Genomic DNA, 18569 nt, shown 5'->3' with positions numbered 1-18569 from the left:
CTTCAACGAAACCCTAAACGCTTGTTAACATTTTTGCAACAGGTCTAACCAGATGTTAAACACTTGTTTAATTGTTAATCAAATATTTGTGGACTAACGCACATCTACAGGAACCAAAAATGAGCACGGAAACCTCTCCTCACCTTTTCACCGCTAGCGCTGACGAATTAAAAAATAAAGTTATTTTGGTAACCGGAGCCGGCGATGGAATCGGCCGCCAAGCTGCGTTAAGTTTTGCCGCATGTGGCGCTACCGTTATTTTACTCGGCCGTACGGTGAAAAAGTTAGAAGCTGTTTATGACGAGATTGAAGCCATTAGCGCACCTCAAGCGGCGATCATTCCGTTAGATTTAAACGGTGCCACCCAACAGCATTACTTAGATATGACTGCCACTATTGAGAATCAATTTGGCCGTTTAGACGGTGCGTTGCTTAATGCCGCTCACTTAGGAGTGTTAAGTCAATATGTACAAATCAGCGAAGATCACTGGGATCAACTGATGCAGGTCAACGTAAAGTCGCAGTTTTTGTTAAGCCAAGCGCTGCTTCCCTTAATGGCTAAATCAAACCATGCTTCTTTGCTATTCACTTCTTCAAGTGTCGGCAAGCAAGGCAGAGCCTATTGGGGCGGATATAGTGTGTCTAAGTTCGCGATCGAAGGTATGTCGCAAGTTATCGCCGATGAATACGATAAAACAGGCTTACGCAGTAATTGTATTAATCCAGGTGCAACCCAGACCTTAATGCGCGCAACCGCTTACCCTGGAGAAGATCCTCAAACCTTAAAAACACCACTCGATATTATGCCTAGCTATTTGTATTTAATGAGTGATGCAAGCATCGGTATCACAGGGCAAAGCATAAACGCACAGATAAAATAAGCGAAGGCTGAGCAATAATGAGTGCAACCTTTAGAGCAAAAAGTACCTTAGAGCAATGGCGTATCTTTCAGGCGGTGGTTGATTACGGCGGTTACGCTCAGGCCGCTAGTCAGCTAAATAAAAGCCAATCATCACTTAATCATGCCGTCAGTAAACTGCAGGGCTTATTGGGTGTTCAACTGCTCGAAGTTAAGGGCCGAAAAGCGTATTTAACCCCTATGGGTGAAGTCATGCTTAGACGTAGCAAGTTATTAAGCCAAAACATTCAAGAACTTGAACAGTTAGCCGCTAGTTTAGAGCAAGGCTGGGAGCCAAAACTTACCATAGCTTGCGATATCGTGCAGCCTCAAGTGCCGATAATAAAGGCCCTTAAAGCTTTCTTACCAGATAGTAGAGGTACCCGTATTGAGATACTAGACACCGTAATTAGTGGTACCGATGATGTCATAGATGAAGCCTCAGTCGATATTGCAATCGCCGCCTCATTGCCTAAAGGTGTATTGGGTGAAAAACTATCCACTATAAATATGTTACCCGTGGTACATCGTAACCATCCGCTCGCTAAAATGCCTAAACCCGTATCAATAGATGAAGTATTGCAACACGTTCAGTTGGTGATTAGGGACAGCGGCAAAAATCCTCACCAAGATAGGGGTTGGTTACGCGCAGAGCAACGTTGGACATTTAGTAGTTTTAACCAAGTTATGTCGGTATTAAGTCAAGGCCTTGGTTTTGCCTGGGTACCCGAACACATTGCTGCCCCCTATTTTGAAAAAGACAGTTTAGTAGAACTCAACATTCAAGGAGGCGCGGCTAAAACCCTCGTCACTTATATGGTTATACCAAGACCCACTCAGCTAGGTCCTGCTGGTCAGCTTTTTTCTAAACTGATACAACAACAATGTAAGACAGCACGTTAAGGACGATTGATGCTTATAAACTGCGATATGGGTGAAAGTTTTGGGGTGTGGTCTATGGGCGTTGATGAGTTAGCCATGCCACACATTGATATGGCCAATGTAGCATGTGGTGGTCACGCCTCTGATCCTGACGTAATGAGCAAGACTATTGTCTTAGCCAAACAACACAAGGTTTCCATAGGGGCACATCCTAGTTATGCTGACATCGCAGGTTTTGGTCGACGCTCAATGTTATACAGCCCTGCACAGCTAAGCAGATTATTGGTCTCTCAAATTGGCAGTTTACAGGCCTTATGTCACTACCATGGTGAAGATGTTGATTATGTTAAACCCCATGGCGCCTTATATAATGATATGCATAAGGATGTAGAGATTTTTACAGCGGTAATCAAGGCTGTAGCGAGTTTTAATAAGCCACTTAAACTGATGGTTTCAGCTACCTTAACTAAGGGGTTTGTAGAAGAGATTGCTCGCCAGCATCATGTCGAATTAATCAGAGAAGCATTTTGTGACCGTCGTTATCTTAGTAACGGGCAATTACAGGCGCGTACAGAACGAGGCGCCGTGCTGACTGAGCAGGAAGAGCTACTTAGTCAAGTAAGGTTATTGCTGATGAGTCGCCAACTAAAATGCAATGATGGCAGCTTACTAGCAGTACAGGCAGATACATTGTGTGTGCACGGTGATAATGAAGCGGCGGTCAATCAGATAAAACACATCCGTTCACTAGTGACACTTAATAGCATCAAGTTAGGTTAACCAGATGTTCTGCATGGAGTGGGTGAACGAAGACAGTTTGTTGGTAACGAGTAAGCAAACTCAATATCAAGCTGCCCTCCCGGTTTTGGCTAAACAGTTAAAGCTAAAAATAAGTGGAGTCACTGACGTTATTGTTGCAGCTGACAGCTTGTTATGCATGGTTAATTATACCGCAGATATCCATTCACTAATGACTGCCGTTAGCCAGTTTCCAATCGACCAAATCGGTTTCACAGAAAGTGCTGAGCTTGGCAACACGATAATGGTACCTGCCTGTTATGATTCACGCCTAGCACCCGATTTAAATAGCATAGCTACGCGACTTAATATGGGTACTGAGCAAATCATTGAATTACATCAAGCAAAGCATTATCGAGTAAAAGCCATTGGTTTTATGCCCGGCTTTGCCTATTTGGCCGGTTTAGATAAGCGAATTCAGCTAAAAAGGAAGGCCATTCCGGCAACCAGTGTGCCAAAGGGAAGCATTGCCATTGCAGAAGACATGACCGCGGTTTATCCGGCTGCAAGCCCGGGTGGATGGCATATTATAGGTCGAAGCCCTATGAATTTTTTTAACAAAACGCATTCACCAATGTGCCCATTACAGGTTGGCGATTCAATAGGCTTTTATAGTATTAGTTATCAAGAGTACCAGCAAATGTTGGACCGCCTATGATGGCAAGAGCTAACCTTACGCTGTTGCGTAGCGGCCCCCAAACTTGTGTTGTAGACCAAGGAAGAATCGGCTACCAAGATATTGGTATTAGTCCGGGCGGGGCGGCAGACTTACAAGCCTTTTACTGGGCCAATAGATTGCTTTCAAATCAAGCTAATGAAGCTTGTCTTGAAATCGCGATTGGTGGCGCGAGCATACAGTTTGAGAAAGCGTGTAGCATTGCAGTATGCGGCGCTGATACACCGCTTAAAATATTGTCTTCAAAAAACAGCGCTGCTGTGAACGCCGACACTTGGCAAACCATTCAGATAGCAGATGGTGATACCTTGCAAATTAACCCTGCACGTAGCGGCTTAAGAGCCTATTTGGCAGTAAAGGGAGGGCTAATCGTAAACAAGGAGTTAGGCAGTGCGAGTAGTTCAGTTAAACAACTATTAGGACCTTTTGACGGCCGCTGGTTAAAAAACAATGACCGTATTAGTTACCACGATAATCCGCAAATAGAATACAACATAAGCGCTTCTTCAGCGATTCTGCAAACGCCCTATCGCTTCATTCCGAACTACTTAGAACCATTAAATTTAGCGTTAATACCTAGCTATCAATTTCAACAATTTTCCAATCAAGATATCGCGTTGTTATGCCAACAAACTTACAAGGTGAGTGATTTAAGTGATCGAATGGGTGTGCGTTTAACCGGACAAGCGTTTAAACATGTCCCCAACAATATTGAGTCAGAAGCCATCGCCTTAGGAGCGGTACAAGTTCCAGCTAACGGGTTACCAATAATATTGTCGGTCGATAGGCAAACAATAGGAGGCTACAGCAAACTGGGCTGTGTATCTCGTTTGAGTTTATACCAACTAAATCAACGTCGTCCTAATCAAACTGTGAAGTTTTATCTAAGCTCTTGGGAAGTTGAACATGAAAAGTGGTCAGCCTTCCAACAGTTTTTTAGTTAATTGAACTCAATATTAACCCGAATAATGCTTCATTTTGGTTGTCTCGCGCTAAAATTGACAGGCGTTTTAAAACCTTAGCCAATATCGAAAACTATTAATCACATGTTCTACTTGGTTTAGTTGCTGAAGGTTCTCGATGGTGGCGATAGCCATTTCAGGTGAATCTGTCACTACTCCGTCAACCCGTAGATAGAACAAACGCTCTACATCAGCGGCGTTGTTCACGGTCCACACATGTACTTGCTGGCCTCTTTGTTGAGCACTCAATAGTCGCCAAGCGCTAACCCACTGCTGATTAACGATCAGCATATCAACATTTTTTTGTAACTTCGTTTCGCCAAAGCTTGCTGCTGCAATAAACGCAATGCTCACCCTTTCAGCTAACAGACTGTCTTTCACTTTTTGTTTTACAGCGTTAAGTAATTCCACATCTAAGCTACTGATAATAACGGGGTGCTGAAAGTGTTGCAGCGCGTCTACAACGGCTGGTACTAAATCCATAGCGCGATCGTAGCGTTTCAATTCGATATTAAGGGTTATATTACCGGCACTTTGCTCTAGCCACTCGGAAAGAGGCTGCGGTTTTTCCAAGCCCGCTGACACAAATGCATTTTGAATCTCCTTAAAGGTACTCAAATATACAATTTCAGAACTACCGGTAAGCCTACGAAGATCTCTATCATGGACGACTGCTATTTGACCATCGCTAGTCAATTGCACATCTATTTCTGTCACCGCTAAGCCAAGATCTATAGATTGATGCAAACCTTCCAAACTGTTTTCTGGTGCTAACCACCCGCCCGCTCGATGTCCCATAATGGTAAAATCGCTTGGAGCGGCAAAGCGTTGGCTGAAGCCATCTACATCGTCTGCCAACTGACTAACTCCCACTAACAGAATAGCCAATAGCATTAATCTAAAACCTAAATGTAAACTGTGGTTTTCTTTGAGGACTCGTTGGTGTTCGCTGTGTAACTCTCCACCTCGTTTTTTCACTAAGACTTTAAACATATAAAATTGAATACTGGCATATAGCCAAGTGTCCAAAAAACTTAATATTGAACCACCAGCTAGCACCACAAAACTAAATACGAAAAGCTCTGTACTCGTTACATCTTCTGGTGCCCACCAATCTAAGCTAAAGCGTAATACCCAGATACTTACCGCTATCAACATCAAAAACACCAATGCTCTTAACGCTAACCAAACAATGTTTAATCCCAAAATAAGTTTTCTCTGGCCAACACTTAGCCTGGTTGAATCTGTTAGCTGCTTACCCAAAGGTTGTTTCTGCAGCATGCAAAATGGCAATGCAAACCACCAATTAAGCCACTTACTGCCAAGCCAAAGCGCTAACGGGATCCCTCCAAGGGATAAAGCCGAGAAGTAAATCCATACCTGGCCTCGTTGTTGATCAAGATAATAATTAATATCCCAATCCGCTAACATAAAACCAAATAGCCATCGCCCAATAAATAGTAGCGTACAGCTAATACTTATCAGCAAGGCTGACTGCATGAATGCTAATCGAGCGATTAGCCAAGAACGTTGAATTAACAGCCTAATAGCTTGAGAAATCGAGCGTTTGTTGACCTCATGTTGCGCTAACAAGAGGGTTACGACGCCTTGTTGCAAAAAAAAATTGAATAGCGACATCGCCACCAACCAAATAGCAAACAAGTAACCGACGGGCGATAAGAAAAATCCAAGCAACTCTTGATTAGCGACTCCTCCTAGCCCATGCCAAGACATCAAAGACTCGCTAACAACAATAGATAAGGGCGCAAATAAAGCTAACCAGCATGCTTGAACTAATAGATAGGCTGAGAACATCGCTATTCCACGATGCCTGATTGAATTCAGCAAGTAGTATGAAAAATGTCGAGTTCTGTGGAACAACGGAGTAAACATCGCTTCATTAAGCCCTTGTAAGTAAATCGGCCATTGCAAGTACTTGAGCGGTATCTACTGTTTGTCTGCTCAATTCTTTCGCTAGGTCTTTAGACGCCGCCATCGCAAGTGAGTAACGAGTGTCAAATAAAGTATTCAACGGTTTAGCCGCGGCACTATGGAAAAACCGAAGCCCCTTGTTGACTAAACATTGAATATTGTGGGCCCTTACGCCACCAGCGGCAATCCACTCTAATGCCGGTTGAGCATCTTGAAGCTCAAGTAGCAATGGTAATCCACCCTCAATATTGTTGCTTTGGCCAGAACTCAATACTCGATTAAAGCCGATGTCAGCAATAAGCTGTGCCGCTTGTATAGGAGCGGCGACACAGTCAAAGGCCCTATGGAAAGTTACTTTTGTATCGCCACATGCATCAACCAGTTTTTGGTTTGCCGCTACATCTAGGCTAGCGTCTGGACTCAAGCAACCGGTTACTACTCCGGAATAACCAAGTTCTTTAATCAGTTCAATATCCCTTATCATTTGCTCAATTTCATCTGGCAAGTAACAGAAATCTCCGCCTCTAGGGCGAACCATGACTACGATAGGTAGCTGTTTTAGATATTTTTGTGCTTGTTTTAAGGCGCCATAACTTGGCGTAACACCGCCGTCATTTTGGCCAGCGCAGAATTCGATCCGATCGGCTCCGCCACGAATAGCACTTTCAATATCATCTAGACTATAACAACAGATTTCTAAGCTCTGATGGCTGAGGGATTTTAGCAATTTAATGTCAACACACATAGATACTAAGTGGCTTTATTATAACGAATTATTACCACTACTGTTGATTAATCATCAGCGATATTTAGTCCTTTAGAATTGCTAGCGAAATACCGGGTAACAGCTAGCCAGCGGGATGTTTTAACAACTTAGTCAACGTAAAACAAGCAAAGCCTGAGTACCAACTTGTCCGACCAATAGATTGTGTTTTCGCTAGATATGCAAAAACCTTCATGTTTTCAAGCTCACAACTTGTAGTGTTGAACAAGCGTTTTGTGATTTTAGCGTGTATATTAGGGTTGTTGTTCTATCGGCAATAAGTTTTATGGACGAAAAAATGAAACGATTTACAGCTTGTTTAGTATTCACCGCCTTAAGTTTAAGCAGCGGACTCGCCAGTAGTAACGAATATTTATTCGTTGGAACCGGTAATGTCAGTGGTGTGTATTATCCTACAGGTAACGCCTTATGCCGCCTTTTAGAGCAGAGTAACGAACATCGAAAAATTAGCTGTACGGCGGAAAGCTCAGGAGGGTCTAGCGACAACGTCGAGGCTCTACAAAGTAATGATATTGATTTAGCGATTGTCCAATCTGATGTTCACTGGCAAGCTTACCAAGGTGCTGGTCAGTATGAAGAAAATGGGGCTTACACCGATATGCGCTCATTACTTTCTTTATATTCTGAAGCTTTTACCGTGTTGGTCCATGAGGATGTAAATATTAGCCAAATTGATCAATTGAAAGGTCATTCGGTTAATGTAGGCCCTGTCGGCTCAGGCCAATATTCAACGATGAAGTTAGTCATGGAACAACTAGATTGGCAAGATGCTGACTTCTCAGAATTAACTAATTTGAAACCCGATGAGCAAAGTCGCGCCTTATGTAGTAAAAAGAATGACGCCATTGTTTATGTTGTAGGCCACCCCAATACGTCTATTACACGTGCCACCACCATGTGCGAATCTAAATTACTGGGGCTTTCTAAGAAAACCATCGTAGGTTTAGCTGAAAAATATGAATACTTTTCTCCGGTAACCATTAAGGGCGGTACCTACCATGGCAATCCGACAGATATCCAATCTATTGGCGTGAGTGCGACCCTGGTAGCCGACAAAATGTTGTCTGAACAAACCGTTTATAATTTTGTGGCCGCGATCTTCGAAAACATTAATACTCTTCGTTCTTTGCATCCGGCGCTGGCTGAGTTGAACGTAAAAGAAATGATTGCCACTAACCTCTCTGCACCTTTACACCCAGGCGCATTACGCTATTATCAGGAGCAAGGTTGGATGTAATAGTGGCGTCGTCTAATTAAGCTTTGCGTGCTCACAAATCTGCTTTAAAGGCTCTGCTAATTGTTCACACAATCGGTCTAGTTCTTTATCGATAACGTCCTGCCAGTCTTCACATTGCCCACGCCATCCCAGACCTTCTAACCAGTGCTGGCGAAAACTTTTATTGGTAAATAGGTCATGTAAATAACTGGCTTGAACTTGCCCATGTTGCCAACCATTGTTAACTTCTACAAATGGCGCTAAGTTTTCAGTACATTGGGTTTTACCATGATGGATTTCGTAACAGTTTAGTTGCTCACCCGCCCAATCAACCTTCCGTTGAATGGTCACCTTGTTACTATCATATTCTGTGGTAATAGGTAATAAAGACAAACCGCTAAACTGATCACCTTCGATATGCTGCGGGTCTAATACTTTATCACCTAAAATTTGTAAGCCTCCACAGATACCTAAGACCCTCACACCCGTGTGCGCAGCATCTATAATAGCCTTATCTAAACCAGTGCTAAGCAAATGCTTACAGCTCTCGGCGACGTGTTTTGACCCTGGTAAAATAACCGCATCATATTGACTTAAATCTTGCCATTCTCTCACTGGCACGACATTCACCCCAGACTGATATATGAGAGGGTCAAATTCATCTAAGTTACTGGCGTAGGGATAAACCACCAATGCAATGTTCGTCGCCCCAGCTTGCCATTGATTTCGATGGAAAAAATTATCTTCTTCTGGCAATTGATGTTTAGTCCAGGGAACAACCGCGACTATCGGAATCCCAGTTTTTTCCAATATCCAATGATTAGCATCTTCCAGCAAGGCTTGCTCACCACGAAATTTATTGAGTACAAATCCTTTTACTCGCGCTTGCTCTTGTTTACTAAGGCACATCCAAGTGCCTAATAAGTGCGCATAAGCACCACCGCGGTCGATATCAGCAATCAAGTAAACAGAAGCATCCACATGTAAGGCTAGCTCCATATTAACAATATCGCTTTTCCTTAAATTAACTTCCGCAGGGCTGCCTGCGCCCTCAATAACCAAACATTGATGTTTACTCTGCAAACGTTCAACGCTTGCGGTAACCGCTGGCCACAGAATGGCTTTACGTTGATGCCAATCTATGGCGTTAAGTTGATGGCTTACCTCGCCATTGACTATTACTTGAGCGCCAATATCACTATGCGGTTTTAGTAATACAGGATTCATTTCGATAGTAGCAATTTGATTGGCAGCTAAGGCCTGTAAGTATTGAGCACGCCCAATCTCGCCGCCTTCATGGGTAACAGCGGCATTGTTACTCATGTTTTGTGCTTTGAATGGGGCAACGTTTAGCCCTGTATTAGCAAGGTAACGACAAATCAAAGCGGTCACTAACGATTTACCCGCATCACTGGTACAGCCCATAAACATGATAGGCAAATAAGACGGTTGGGAGTTCATCCGTTTTTGCTACTCACCAGCAAAAATGCAAGAACATCTTTCCAAGTAACAATACCTAGTAATTGCTTATCACTATCAACTACCGGTAAACAGCTTAGACCCTGCTCTACCATGATACTTCCCGCGTCGCTGATACTTGTTGCAGACAAGCAACATTGAGGATCTCTAGACATTAACTGATGAACACGTTGAGTGAGGGTTTGGATGTCTCGTTGGCTTTCAGCTGCTTTACCTAAGAATGGGCTTAAAGCAGCAAGCACATCTGCTTCAGTAAGAACGCCAACCACTTTATCTTCATCATCGAGAACAACTAAGTGGTGAAAGCTAACATTGTCAAAAATGTCCTTAATATCAAATAAGCGTTGGTCCATACCAACACTCACCACGCGAGTTTGCATAATATCTTTGATTATCAAAGGTCTCTCCTACCATTAAGCGATGTTGTTATTATAAACATATGCGAGACTATTTCTGTGTTTAGTTATACGCAACTATAGAAAAATTCATCTGCATCCGTACACTAGAGCAGTAATTAATTAGAGTAAGACAAAATGGCATATCAAATTATTCCAGTAACTCCTTTTCAACAAAACTGTAGTCTTATCTGGTGTGAACAAACCCTGCAGGCAGCTATTGTTGACCCTGGTGGTGATCCACAGCTAATTCAGGCTGCGGTAGATAAAGCAGGTGTGACGGTGAGTAAGATATTACTAACCCATGGTCACCTTGACCATGTTGGAGCCAGTAGTATTATTAAGCAACGTTACCAAGTGGCAATGATTGGCCCTCAAAAAGATGATGACTTTTGGCTAAGCAAAATGGCAATGCAGTGTCAAATGTTTGGATTTCCTGACGTAGCCAGTTTTAGCCCAGACCAATGGTTAGAACATGGTGACCTCGTTGAAGTGGGTAATCTAAAATTGGAGGTTCGCCACTGCCCTGGCCACACTCCTGGCCATGTAGTATTTGTTGACCACCACAACAAGTTAGCCATTGTTGGTGATGTACTGTTTAACGGTTCTATTGGTCGAACAGATTTCCCCAAAGGCGATCACCCTACCTTAATTAATGCGATTAAAACTCAGCTATATACTCTCGACGATGACTATCAATTTTTGCCCTGGTCACGGTCCGATGTCTACGATAGGCCACGAAAAACAATTCAACGGCTATACCCGTTAAACCAGTGAGGCACCTTCAAGGTGCCTCAAGGTTAACTGTTCGATCTAAGCATGTTGTCCACGATACTAATAGCCTGTTGGTTATAGGTAAATTCGAGTAAGTCGATGGCTTCATTGTAGGGTAACCATTGATAGTCACTATGTTCATTAGAAAGGATCGGTTCGTCGCAAACTTCTGCGCAAAATACCGTTTCTAAAATATCATCCGCTGCATAACCATAGGTGTCTCGCCACTGGTCTTTTATCAAAAATCGGTAACTAAAGTTAGTGGATTGCAAACGCGCTATTCTCAGATTGGTTTCTTCATACACTTCTCGAACTGCCGTTTGTTGGATGTTTTCGCCCTCCTCCATGCCACCAGTAACGGCTTGCCAAAAAGCGCCCAGTTGCATATCTGGTCGAGGGACACGCTTTAACATTAGATATTCTATCGCCCCGCTTCTAAAACGATAGAGAAACACATTAACCGAAAAAGGCTGACGCATGATAAAAAGCTCCCACCTAAAAAATGATCCAAACATATAAAAATAACAGTGTAAACGTTAAACAAACATCAATAGGCTAACTACACAATAATAATGGACACAATTTGGCGACAAATTTGCACTTCTTTACACTACTTTACCGCAGCTGTAACTAAGACCAACTAGAATAGCAGCTTGTTTTCTAGCTGTTCGGATCACCATGTTATTGCGCTTTTTAGTTCCGCCATTTCTCATTGTCAGTTTAATTGCCCTAATTTTATTTCACCAACAGTCAGAGGAGACTCAAGCGGTTCGAACTTTGGCTCCGACATTGGTCAGCACAGAGCAAGTTCAACAGCACAGTCTTTCACAAACACTAAGTTTAATCGGCACCTTAGATGCTGAGCAAGCTGTGGCTATCGCCGCAGAAGTGACGGGGAAAATTGAAAAAATCAACGTCCGTTCAAACCAATCGGTGCACGCTGGCGAGTTACTGATTGAACTAAACGATTTAAAAGCCAAGGCGCTATTAGCCGAAGCCCAAGCTTACTTAGCTGACGAACAGCGAAAACTGCATGAATTTGAACAATTGCTTAAACGTAAAGCCGTGTCTCAAACTAGTTATGATGCGCAACTTGCCAGCGTTTCAATTGCAGAAGCCAGACTACTATCGGCGCAATCTGATCTTTACGATCATCAACTCACTGCTCCTTTCAGCGGCGTTATTGGCTTAGTAGACATCAGTAAGGGCGCGCTCATCACCGCCAATCAAACTTTACTGAATTTAGATAATCTGGATAGGCTACAACTAGATTTAAGTATTCCTGATCGATATTTATCATCGTTGGAAACAGGCATGCCAATCCAAGCGTCAACGCCGGCATGGCCAAACAAAGTATATCAAGGGATCATTGAAGTGATTGATCCGAGGGTTGATAGTAATACCTTAAATCTTAAGGTACGGGTTAGCTTTACCAATCATGATTATCAACTCAAGCCGGGCATGATGATGCGAGCCACTTTAGTATTACCACCTACCACCCAGCCAATGATTCCAGTGCAGGCCATCGAGTACTCAGGCACCAAACGTTTCGTTTATGTTGTAGATGACGAACAAATCGCTCACCGTAGCGAAATACAATTGGGTACGCGTATCAATAACTATGTTTTGATAGACCAAGGCATTAAGCTAAATGACACCATTGTGGTACAAGGTTTGGTCAACATTCGCGATGGAGTAAATGTTAGAGATCTAAAGCAACAGATCGCTAAATCAACAGAAGGCAAGCCACTTAAACCCAGCAACATGCAGGAGCCGATTTAATGCTCTTGTCCGACATATCAGTAAAGCGGCCTGTTGTAGCTTTCGTACTTAGCGCCTTGCTCTGTGTATTTGGCATTGCGTCTTTTAATCAACTAGCCGTTAGGGAAATGCCCGATGTAGAAAACCCAGTAGTGACCATTACTACCCGTTACGAAGGTGTCTCTGCTAGCATTGTTGATAGCCAAATTACCGCAATTATCGAAGACCAACTCTCGGGCATTAGTGGGGTTGATCAAATTGATTCGGTTTCTCGCAATGGGATGTCTAGAGTCACCGTGACCTTTTTGCTCGATTGGCCGTTAACCGAGGGAGTTAGCGATATTCGAGATGCTGTAGACCGTGCAAAACGAAGCTTGCCCGATGATATTACTGATCCCGTGGTTTCCAAAGACAACGGATCGGGTGAGTCTTCAATTTACATAAATGTAAATTCTAGCAAAATGGATCGTACTGAGCTGACCGATTATGCTGAGCGTGTATTGGTCGATCGATTCAATCTAATCAGTGGCGTAAGTTCAGTTGAACTGACTGGTGCATTATATAAGGTAATGTATGTAAAGCTAGACCCAAGCCTAATGGCTGGACGGCAAATCACCCCTAGCGATGTAGTTGCTGCGCTTAAGCGTGAGAACCTCGAATTACCTGGCGGAGAAATCAGAAACGACACCACGGTTATGCCGGTGCGTACCGAGCGCTTATACTCCAACGCAAAAGACTTTGAATATCTTCGTCTTAGAACCAGCCAAGACGGTACTCACGTATATCTAAAAGATGTAGCAAAAGTATTTGTGGGCGCTGAAAACGAAAACTCAAGTTTTAAAAGTGACGGCATCTTAAACTTGAGTCTGGGTATCATCCCACAACTTGATGCCAACCCGCTAAACGTTGCACAGCAAGTCAGCGCTGAAGTAGAACGTTTGCAAACCTATCTTCCCGAAGGCACTGAACTTAAAGTTGACTATGATTCCACGGTGTTTATTGAGCAGGCAATTAGTGAGGTGTATCAAACCTTAATGATTACCGGTGGCTTAGTTGTTTTAGTACTGTATATCTTCCTCGGTCAGGCAAAAATTACCATTATACCGGCGGTTACGGTGCCGGTATCGCTTATTGCCGCTTTTATCGCCGCACAAAGTTTCGGCTTCTCCATCAACTTAATAACCCTAATGGCATTAATTCTTGCGATTGGTTTAGTGGTTGATGATGCTATCGTCGTCGTAGAAAACATCTACCATCACATTGAGCAAGGCACCCCACCCTTATTAGCGGCTTATCGGGGTACCCGCGAAGTGGGTTTTGCTGTTATAGCAACCACCTTAGTATTGGTGATGGTATTTATGCCGATTGCTTACATGGACGGCATGGTTGGAAAAATGTTTACTGAATTCTCAGTACTACTGTCGGTCGCAGTGGTTTTTTCATCGTTAATCGCACTCACCTTGACGCCGGCTTTAGCCAGTAAATTACTCAGTCTAAATGCCAAACCTAGTCGCGTTAGCCAGGGCCTGGAGAAGTTATTTGCCAAATTGCTCCCTGCTTACCAAGGTTTGTTAACCAAAATAATTGAATCACGCACTGCTGCACCTACCGCGATTATTCTATGTATTTTAGGCAGCGTTGGTTTAATGCAATTGATTCCTGCACAGTTAGCCCCCGTAGAAGACCGTGGAGTAGTACAGATCATGGTCAAAGGGGCTGAAGGTACAAGTTACGATAGAATGACCACCAACATGGACCAAGTAGAGCAGCAAATCATGCCTTTGGTTGGCCAAGGCTTAATCAAGTCATTTAATCTGCAAACACCGGCTTTTGGCGGTCAAGCCGGCGATAATACAGCGTTTATTATTGTGCAATTAGAAGATTGGGCACAACGAGAGCAAAGTGCGGCTGATGCGGTAAATTTATTGCGAAAAACCTTAGCCAATATTGCAGATATTTCTATTAGACCACGCCAACCCGGCTTTGGCGGGAAATCTGATGACCCTATTCAATTTGTTTTAGCAGGAGCGAGCTTCGAAGAACTCAATCATTGGGGGCAAATAATGTTACAAAAGGCTGAATTACATCCTTCAATCGGCGCTCTTGATATCAATTACTCTGAGAAAACGCCTGAATTACTGGTTAAGATTGACCGACAGCGGGCGGCTGAATTGGGCTTAAGTGTTAGCGAAATATCAGATACTTTAGAAATTATGCTGGGTGGACGCAGCGAAACTACCTTTGTCGATCGCGGTGAAGAGTACGATGTTTACATACGAGGGGGTGAAGAAGGATTTAATAGTGCAACTGATCTAAGCAAAATTTACTTACGTGCAGCCAATGGTTCTTTACTCACCTTAGATAGCGTAACCCAACTGGTTGAAACCGCATCAGCAAATCGCTTGAGTCGCCTAAATAAACAACGGGCGGTGACTCTTTCAGGGACCATGAATCAGGGATATACCTTGGGAGAAGCACTTGACCACTTAGAGCAGTTAGCCATTAAAAACCTGCCCAGCGATATATCCATCGACTTTAGCGGCGAATCTAAAGATTACAAAGAAAATCAAAGCAGTACTGTGATCATTTTCTGTATGGCCTTAGTTGTTGCTTATTTAGTACTTGCGGCCCAATTCGAAAGTTTTATTAACCCGGCGGTTGTGATGTTTACCGTTCCCATGGGCATTTTCGGCGGTCTTGCCGGGATGTACCTAATGAACGAAAGCCTTAATATATACAGCCAAATTGCGATGATTATGTTGATCGGTATGGTGACCAAAAACGGAATACTGATCGTAGAATATGCCAACCAACTGCGCGATCGAGGTATTGCGTTTAACCAGGCCGTGGTACAAGCCGCATCTCGTCGCCTACGACCGATTATGATGACGGCGTTCACAACAGTCGCCGGAGCAGTTCCGTTAATCATGTCTAGCGGTGCTGGAGCTGAAAGTCGAATATCGGTAGGAACTGTCGTATTGTTTGGAATGGCATTCGCATCGGTGGTCAGTTTACTGGTCATTCCTGCGATGTATCAACTGCTGGCACGCTCTACTCATTCACCGGATTATGTTGCAAAACAACTTAAAAAAGAGATGACCAAGCAACAAACCTAGTTTTAAGAGCCTCTTTAGGTTCACAGCAAAACGCTAATTACTTTGCTCTGCAATATCGCAGAGCAAAGTGACGACACCACTGAACTTAAGAAGCGTCCTTGTAGGGGTTACGCGGGTCTTGGGTCCAGTTCATATAAGGTTTATCTGCTTCTTTTTGCTCCATCTTAATACACTGGTCAACAGGACAGGTGATTTGACATAGGTTACAACCTACGCATTTATCTTCTATCACTTCAAAAGCTACGCTGCCATCGGCCCGAACAGTTTTATCAATCGCTTGGTGTGAAGTATCTTCACAAGCGATATAACAGCGACCGCAACCAATACACTTATCTTCGTCAATATCAGCCACAACTTTGTAGTTCATGTTCAGATACTTCCAGTCGGTAGTATTCGGAACGGCTAAACCTTGAAAATCAGAAATCTTTTTGTAGCCTTTACTGTCCATCCAGTTAGATAAACCGGTTTGCATCTCACTAACGATTCTAAAGCCGTAAATCATCGCCGCAGTACATACCTGTACCGAACCTGAGCCTAACGAAATAAACTCAGCCGCATCCCGCCAATTGCCAATTCCACCAATGCCCGAGATAGGCAGACCGGCGGTTTCTGGATCGCGGGCTATTTCACTCACCATATTGAGTGCAATCGGTTTAACCGCTGGCCCACAATAACCTCCATGGGTACTTTTACCATCAACAACCGGTCTGGCTGCCATTTTGTCTAGGTCTATGCCTGTAATCGAGTTAATGGTGTTAATCAATGATACCGCGTCAGCACCACCTTGCTTAGCTGCCCGCGCTGAAAAGCGTATGTCAGTGATATTGGGGGTGAGTTTTACAATCACCGGGAGTTTGCTGTAGGTTTTGCACCAACGGGTAACCATTTCAATATATTCAGGCACTTGACCTACCGCTGCGCCCATTCCGCGCTCAGGCATTCCATGTGGACAGCCAAAGTTTAGCTCTAAGCCATCCGCACCAGTTTGTTCGACCTGCTTAACGATTTTTTTCCAAGCCTCTTCTTCACAAGGCACCATTAGCGACACCACCAATGCCCTGTCTGGCCAGCTTTTCTTGACCGCTTCAATTTCTTTTAGGTTAATCTCTAAACTTCGGTCGGTAATTAGCTCAATATTATTAAACCCTGCAACTTCACCATTGTGGTCGTAAATGGCTGAGTATCTCGATGAAACATTTACAGCCGCGGGATCCTCTCCCAAGGTTTTCCAAACCACGCCTCCCCATCCTGCTTCAAATGCTCGTTCTACATTATAGGCTTTGTCAGTAGGAGGGGCTGATGCCAACCAAAAAGGGTTTGGAGACTTAATTCCTGCAAATTCTATTGATAAATCGGCCATAGTCTTATGCCTCCACTGCGTTAATTTGTTGATGAATGGCTAAAGCCGCTAGCTTGCCTTGTTGTACAGCCTCTACTGTTAAATCCTGTCCCACGCTGGTACAGTCTCCTCCGGCAAATACGCCATCAATGCTGGTGACTTGCTGACCAAAAGTAGTAATTTTCCCGTTACTCACAGTCGGGATAAGTTGCTCTTTATCTGGATAAGTAAACTTTTGCCCTACCGCTTTAAATACGGCAGAACAAGCCACATCAAAAGTTTGATCTGTATCTTCTAGTTGGCCATCTTCACTGTAGGTTTTGCGGAAGCTCATGCTACGAAGCACGCCATCATGATCGAGGTTAATCTGTTCAGGTCTCGCCCAAGTTTTAATGATGACTTGGTGGTTCTTCGCAATTTGCTGCTCATGGGCTGTCGCGCTCATATGCTCTGCACCACGTCGGTATACCAAAGTCACTTCTTCAGTGCCTAAACGTTTAAGTTGGCAAGCGATATCAATGGCTGTGTTACCAGCACCAATCACGACTGCGCTATCTAGTGGCACGTTAAGTTGGCTTAGTTCAGTGGCTTGGCGTAGTTCTTTTATATAATCAACAGCATTGAGGATCTGCGGGTGGCTCTCGTTTACCAGCATCAAGGATTGAACGTCTTGCAAACCTATTGCTAAAAACACCGCATCAAATTGTCCTTTCAATTCAGCTAAGCTGATATCGCGACCTAAGGCGGTGTCGGTATGAACCGTGATTCCACCAATGCTCAAAATAAACTCTACTTCTTGTTGAGCAAAATTGTCAGTCAGTTTGTATTTAGCAATGCCGTACTCATTTAAACCACCCGGTTTAGCCGCTGCTTCAAATATCTCAACATCATTACCCAGCATGGCTAAGCGATGTGCACAACTTAAGCCCGCGGGCCCCGCACCGACCACAGCAATGGTTTTTCCAGTAGAGGCGGCTCGTTCAAAGGGGTGACCAGAAAAAACAGCGTTATCGGTGGCATGGCGTTGCAACAAACCAATCTTTACCGGTGATTGCTCTTGTTCTTTATTGCGAACACAAGCTTGTTCACACAATATTTCAGTAGGACATACCCTGGCACAACTGCCCCCCATGATGTTCTCTTGGTAAATCGTTTTTGCCGCTCCAGTTAAATCATCAGCATGAATACTGGCTATAAAACTGGGTATATTAATCTTTGAAGGACAAGCGGTGATACAAGGCGCGTCATAACAATAGTAACAACGTGAACTCTCGATTCCGGCTTGGCGGGCACTTAACGCGGGGTTTATATCCTTGAACATCTGATCAAGGGCTAGCTGTTGCTGTGAATAGCCTTCAGGCTTTTCCATACTCATCACCATGGGATCTCCCTATTTTTATAATACTGAGATAAACGAATCTCGTTGTATAAAAACAAAGCAAAGCCCATACCACCTTCTGACCAAACGGTCAGAAGATGAATGGTCAAAGCGAATCACCTGATTAACACATTGTTTTAATTACATAAAATTTATAATATTTTAAATCATCTGTTTAG

The 18569-nt window shown here is 43.6% G+C and carries 16 protein-coding genes; 9 read left to right on the top strand and 7 right to left on the bottom strand.

Annotated elements, in window-relative coordinates:
- Positions 1 to 119 precede the first annotated feature (119 nt).
- The 5 genes from ACVFI8_RS21140 to ACVFI8_RS21120 are packed head-to-tail and all read left to right on the top strand — an operon-like array spanning position 120 to position 4198.
- Positions 120 to 881, top strand: a complete 762-nt coding sequence (locus ACVFI8_RS21140; protein ID WP_457872599.1) for a YciK family oxidoreductase — start codon at positions 120 to 122, stop codon at positions 879 to 881.
- Between the two features lie 17 nt (positions 882 to 898).
- Positions 899 to 1801, top strand: coding sequence for a LysR family transcriptional regulator (locus ACVFI8_RS21135; protein ID WP_248715543.1), 903 nt, complete (start codon positions 899 to 901; stop codon positions 1799 to 1801).
- A gap of 9 nt (positions 1802 to 1810) precedes the next feature.
- Positions 1811 to 2560, top strand: a complete 750-nt coding sequence (locus ACVFI8_RS21130; protein ID WP_457872598.1) for a 5-oxoprolinase subunit PxpA — start codon at positions 1811 to 1813, stop codon at positions 2558 to 2560.
- 13 nt (positions 2561 to 2573) lie between these two features.
- Positions 2574 to 3236: a 5-oxoprolinase subunit B family protein gene (locus ACVFI8_RS21125; RefSeq protein ID WP_457872597.1), complete on the top strand. Its 663-nt coding sequence runs from the start codon at positions 2574 to 2576 to the stop codon at positions 3234 to 3236.
- Positions 3233 to 4198, top strand: a complete 966-nt coding sequence (locus ACVFI8_RS21120; RefSeq protein WP_457872596.1) for a 5-oxoprolinase subunit C family protein — start codon at positions 3233 to 3235, stop codon at positions 4196 to 4198. Before ACVFI8_RS21125 ends, ACVFI8_RS21120 begins: the two co-directional genes overlap by 4 nt.
- A 66-nt stretch (positions 4199 to 4264) precedes the next feature.
- On the opposite strand, the gene ACVFI8_RS21115 is transcribed toward ACVFI8_RS21120, so the two are convergent.
- Positions 4265 to 6031, bottom strand: a complete 1767-nt coding sequence (locus tag ACVFI8_RS21115; protein ID WP_457872595.1) for a glycerophosphodiester phosphodiesterase — start codon at positions 6029 to 6031, stop codon at positions 4265 to 4267.
- An 85-nt stretch (positions 6032 to 6116) separates the two neighbouring features.
- Positions 6117 to 6893 carry a copper homeostasis protein CutC gene (locus ACVFI8_RS21110; RefSeq protein ID WP_457872594.1) on the bottom strand — a complete coding sequence of 259 codons (777 nt, stop codon included), beginning with the start codon at positions 6891 to 6893 and terminating at the stop codon, positions 6117 to 6119.
- Positions 6894 to 7209: 316 nt separating this feature from the next.
- On the opposite strand from ACVFI8_RS21110, the gene ACVFI8_RS21105 reads away from it, so the two are divergent.
- Entirely contained in the window at positions 7210 to 8169 is a 960-nt protein-coding gene (locus ACVFI8_RS21105; RefSeq protein ID WP_248715549.1) for a TAXI family TRAP transporter solute-binding subunit, read from the top strand.
- Positions 8170 to 8181: 12 nt separating this feature from the next.
- Here the strand turns inward: ACVFI8_RS21105 and ACVFI8_RS21100 are convergent, their stop codons facing one another.
- Positions 8182 to 9609, bottom strand: coding sequence for a cobyric acid synthase (locus ACVFI8_RS21100; protein WP_457872593.1), 1428 nt, complete (start codon positions 9607 to 9609; stop codon positions 8182 to 8184).
- Positions 9606 to 10025, bottom strand: coding sequence for a CBS domain-containing protein (locus ACVFI8_RS21095; RefSeq protein ID WP_248715551.1), 420 nt, complete (start codon positions 10023 to 10025; stop codon positions 9606 to 9608). Before ACVFI8_RS21095 ends, ACVFI8_RS21100 begins: the two co-directional genes overlap by 4 nt.
- A gap of 135 nt (positions 10026 to 10160) precedes the next feature.
- On the opposite strand from ACVFI8_RS21095, the gene ACVFI8_RS21090 reads away from it, so the two are divergent.
- Positions 10161 to 10799 carry an MBL fold metallo-hydrolase gene (locus tag ACVFI8_RS21090; RefSeq protein ID WP_457872592.1) on the top strand — a complete coding sequence of 213 codons (639 nt, stop codon included), beginning with the start codon at positions 10161 to 10163 and terminating at the stop codon, positions 10797 to 10799.
- Positions 10800 to 10822: 23 nt separating this feature from the next.
- Here ACVFI8_RS21090 and ACVFI8_RS21085 read toward each other — a convergent pair whose 3' ends face one another.
- Entirely contained in the window at positions 10823 to 11275 is a 453-nt protein-coding gene (locus ACVFI8_RS21085; protein WP_248715553.1) for an NUDIX hydrolase, read from the bottom strand.
- 199 nt (positions 11276 to 11474) lie between these two features.
- On the opposite strand from ACVFI8_RS21085, the gene ACVFI8_RS21080 reads away from it, so the two are divergent.
- Positions 11475 to 12578 (top strand): efflux RND transporter periplasmic adaptor subunit, encoded by a 1104-nt coding sequence (locus tag ACVFI8_RS21080; RefSeq protein WP_457872591.1) that lies wholly within the window; start codon positions 11475 to 11477, stop codon positions 12576 to 12578.
- Entirely contained in the window at positions 12578 to 15673 is a 3096-nt protein-coding gene (locus ACVFI8_RS21075) for an efflux RND transporter permease subunit (protein ID WP_457872590.1), read from the top strand. Before ACVFI8_RS21080 ends, ACVFI8_RS21075 begins: the two co-directional genes overlap by 1 nt.
- Positions 15674 to 15758: 85 nt before the next feature.
- Here ACVFI8_RS21075 and preA read toward each other — a convergent pair whose 3' ends face one another.
- Both preA and ACVFI8_RS21065 read right to left on the bottom strand, forming a co-directional pair.
- Entirely contained in the window at positions 15759 to 17033 is a 1275-nt protein-coding gene (preA, locus tag ACVFI8_RS21070) for an NAD-dependent dihydropyrimidine dehydrogenase subunit PreA (protein ID WP_457872589.1), read from the bottom strand.
- A 4-nt stretch (positions 17034 to 17037) separates the two neighbouring features.
- Entirely contained in the window at positions 17038 to 18381 is a 1344-nt protein-coding gene (locus ACVFI8_RS21065) for an NAD(P)-dependent oxidoreductase (protein ID WP_457872588.1), read from the bottom strand.
- Positions 18382 to 18569: the final 188 nt, after the last annotated feature.

It is taken from the genome of Agarivorans sp. MS3-6 (genome assembly GCF_054112545.1).
This window is presented reverse-complemented; position numbering and strand designations above follow the sequence as displayed.

Coding starts and splice junctions, on each gene's coding strand:
- ACVFI8_RS21085 (WP_248715553.1), bottom strand. CDS start 11,275: ATGCGTCAGCCTTTTTCGGTTAATGTGTTTCTCTATCGTTTTAGAAGC.
- ACVFI8_RS21065 (WP_457872588.1), bottom strand. CDS start 18,381: ATGGAAAAGCCTGAAGGCTATTCACAGCAACAGCTAGCCCTTGATCAG.
- ACVFI8_RS21075 (WP_457872590.1), top strand. CDS start 12,578: ATGCTCTTGTCCGACATATCAGTAAAGCGGCCTGTTGTAGCTTTCGTA.
- ACVFI8_RS21125 (WP_457872597.1), top strand. CDS start 2,574: ATGGAGTGGGTGAACGAAGACAGTTTGTTGGTAACGAGTAAGCAAACT.
- ACVFI8_RS21100 (WP_457872593.1), bottom strand. CDS start 9,609: ATGAACTCCCAACCGTCTTATTTGCCTATCATGTTTATGGGCTGTACC.
- preA (WP_457872589.1), bottom strand. CDS start 17,033: ATGGCCGATTTATCAATAGAATTTGCAGGAATTAAGTCTCCAAACCCT.
- ACVFI8_RS21140 (WP_457872599.1), top strand. CDS start 120: ATGAGCACGGAAACCTCTCCTCACCTTTTCACCGCTAGCGCTGACGAA.
- ACVFI8_RS21135 (WP_248715543.1), top strand. CDS start 899: ATGAGTGCAACCTTTAGAGCAAAAAGTACCTTAGAGCAATGGCGTATC.
- ACVFI8_RS21110 (WP_457872594.1), bottom strand. CDS start 6,893: ATGTGTGTTGACATTAAATTGCTAAAATCCCTCAGCCATCAGAGCTTA.
- ACVFI8_RS21080 (WP_457872591.1), top strand. CDS start 11,475: ATGTTATTGCGCTTTTTAGTTCCGCCATTTCTCATTGTCAGTTTAATT.
- ACVFI8_RS21105 (WP_248715549.1), top strand. CDS start 7,210: ATGAAACGATTTACAGCTTGTTTAGTATTCACCGCCTTAAGTTTAAGC.
- ACVFI8_RS21130 (WP_457872598.1), top strand. CDS start 1,811: ATGCTTATAAACTGCGATATGGGTGAAAGTTTTGGGGTGTGGTCTATG.
- ACVFI8_RS21090 (WP_457872592.1), top strand. CDS start 10,161: ATGGCATATCAAATTATTCCAGTAACTCCTTTTCAACAAAACTGTAGT.
- ACVFI8_RS21115 (WP_457872595.1), bottom strand. CDS start 6,031: ATGTTCTCAGCCTATCTATTAGTTCAAGCATGCTGGTTAGCTTTATTT.
- ACVFI8_RS21120 (WP_457872596.1), top strand. CDS start 3,233: ATGATGGCAAGAGCTAACCTTACGCTGTTGCGTAGCGGCCCCCAAACT.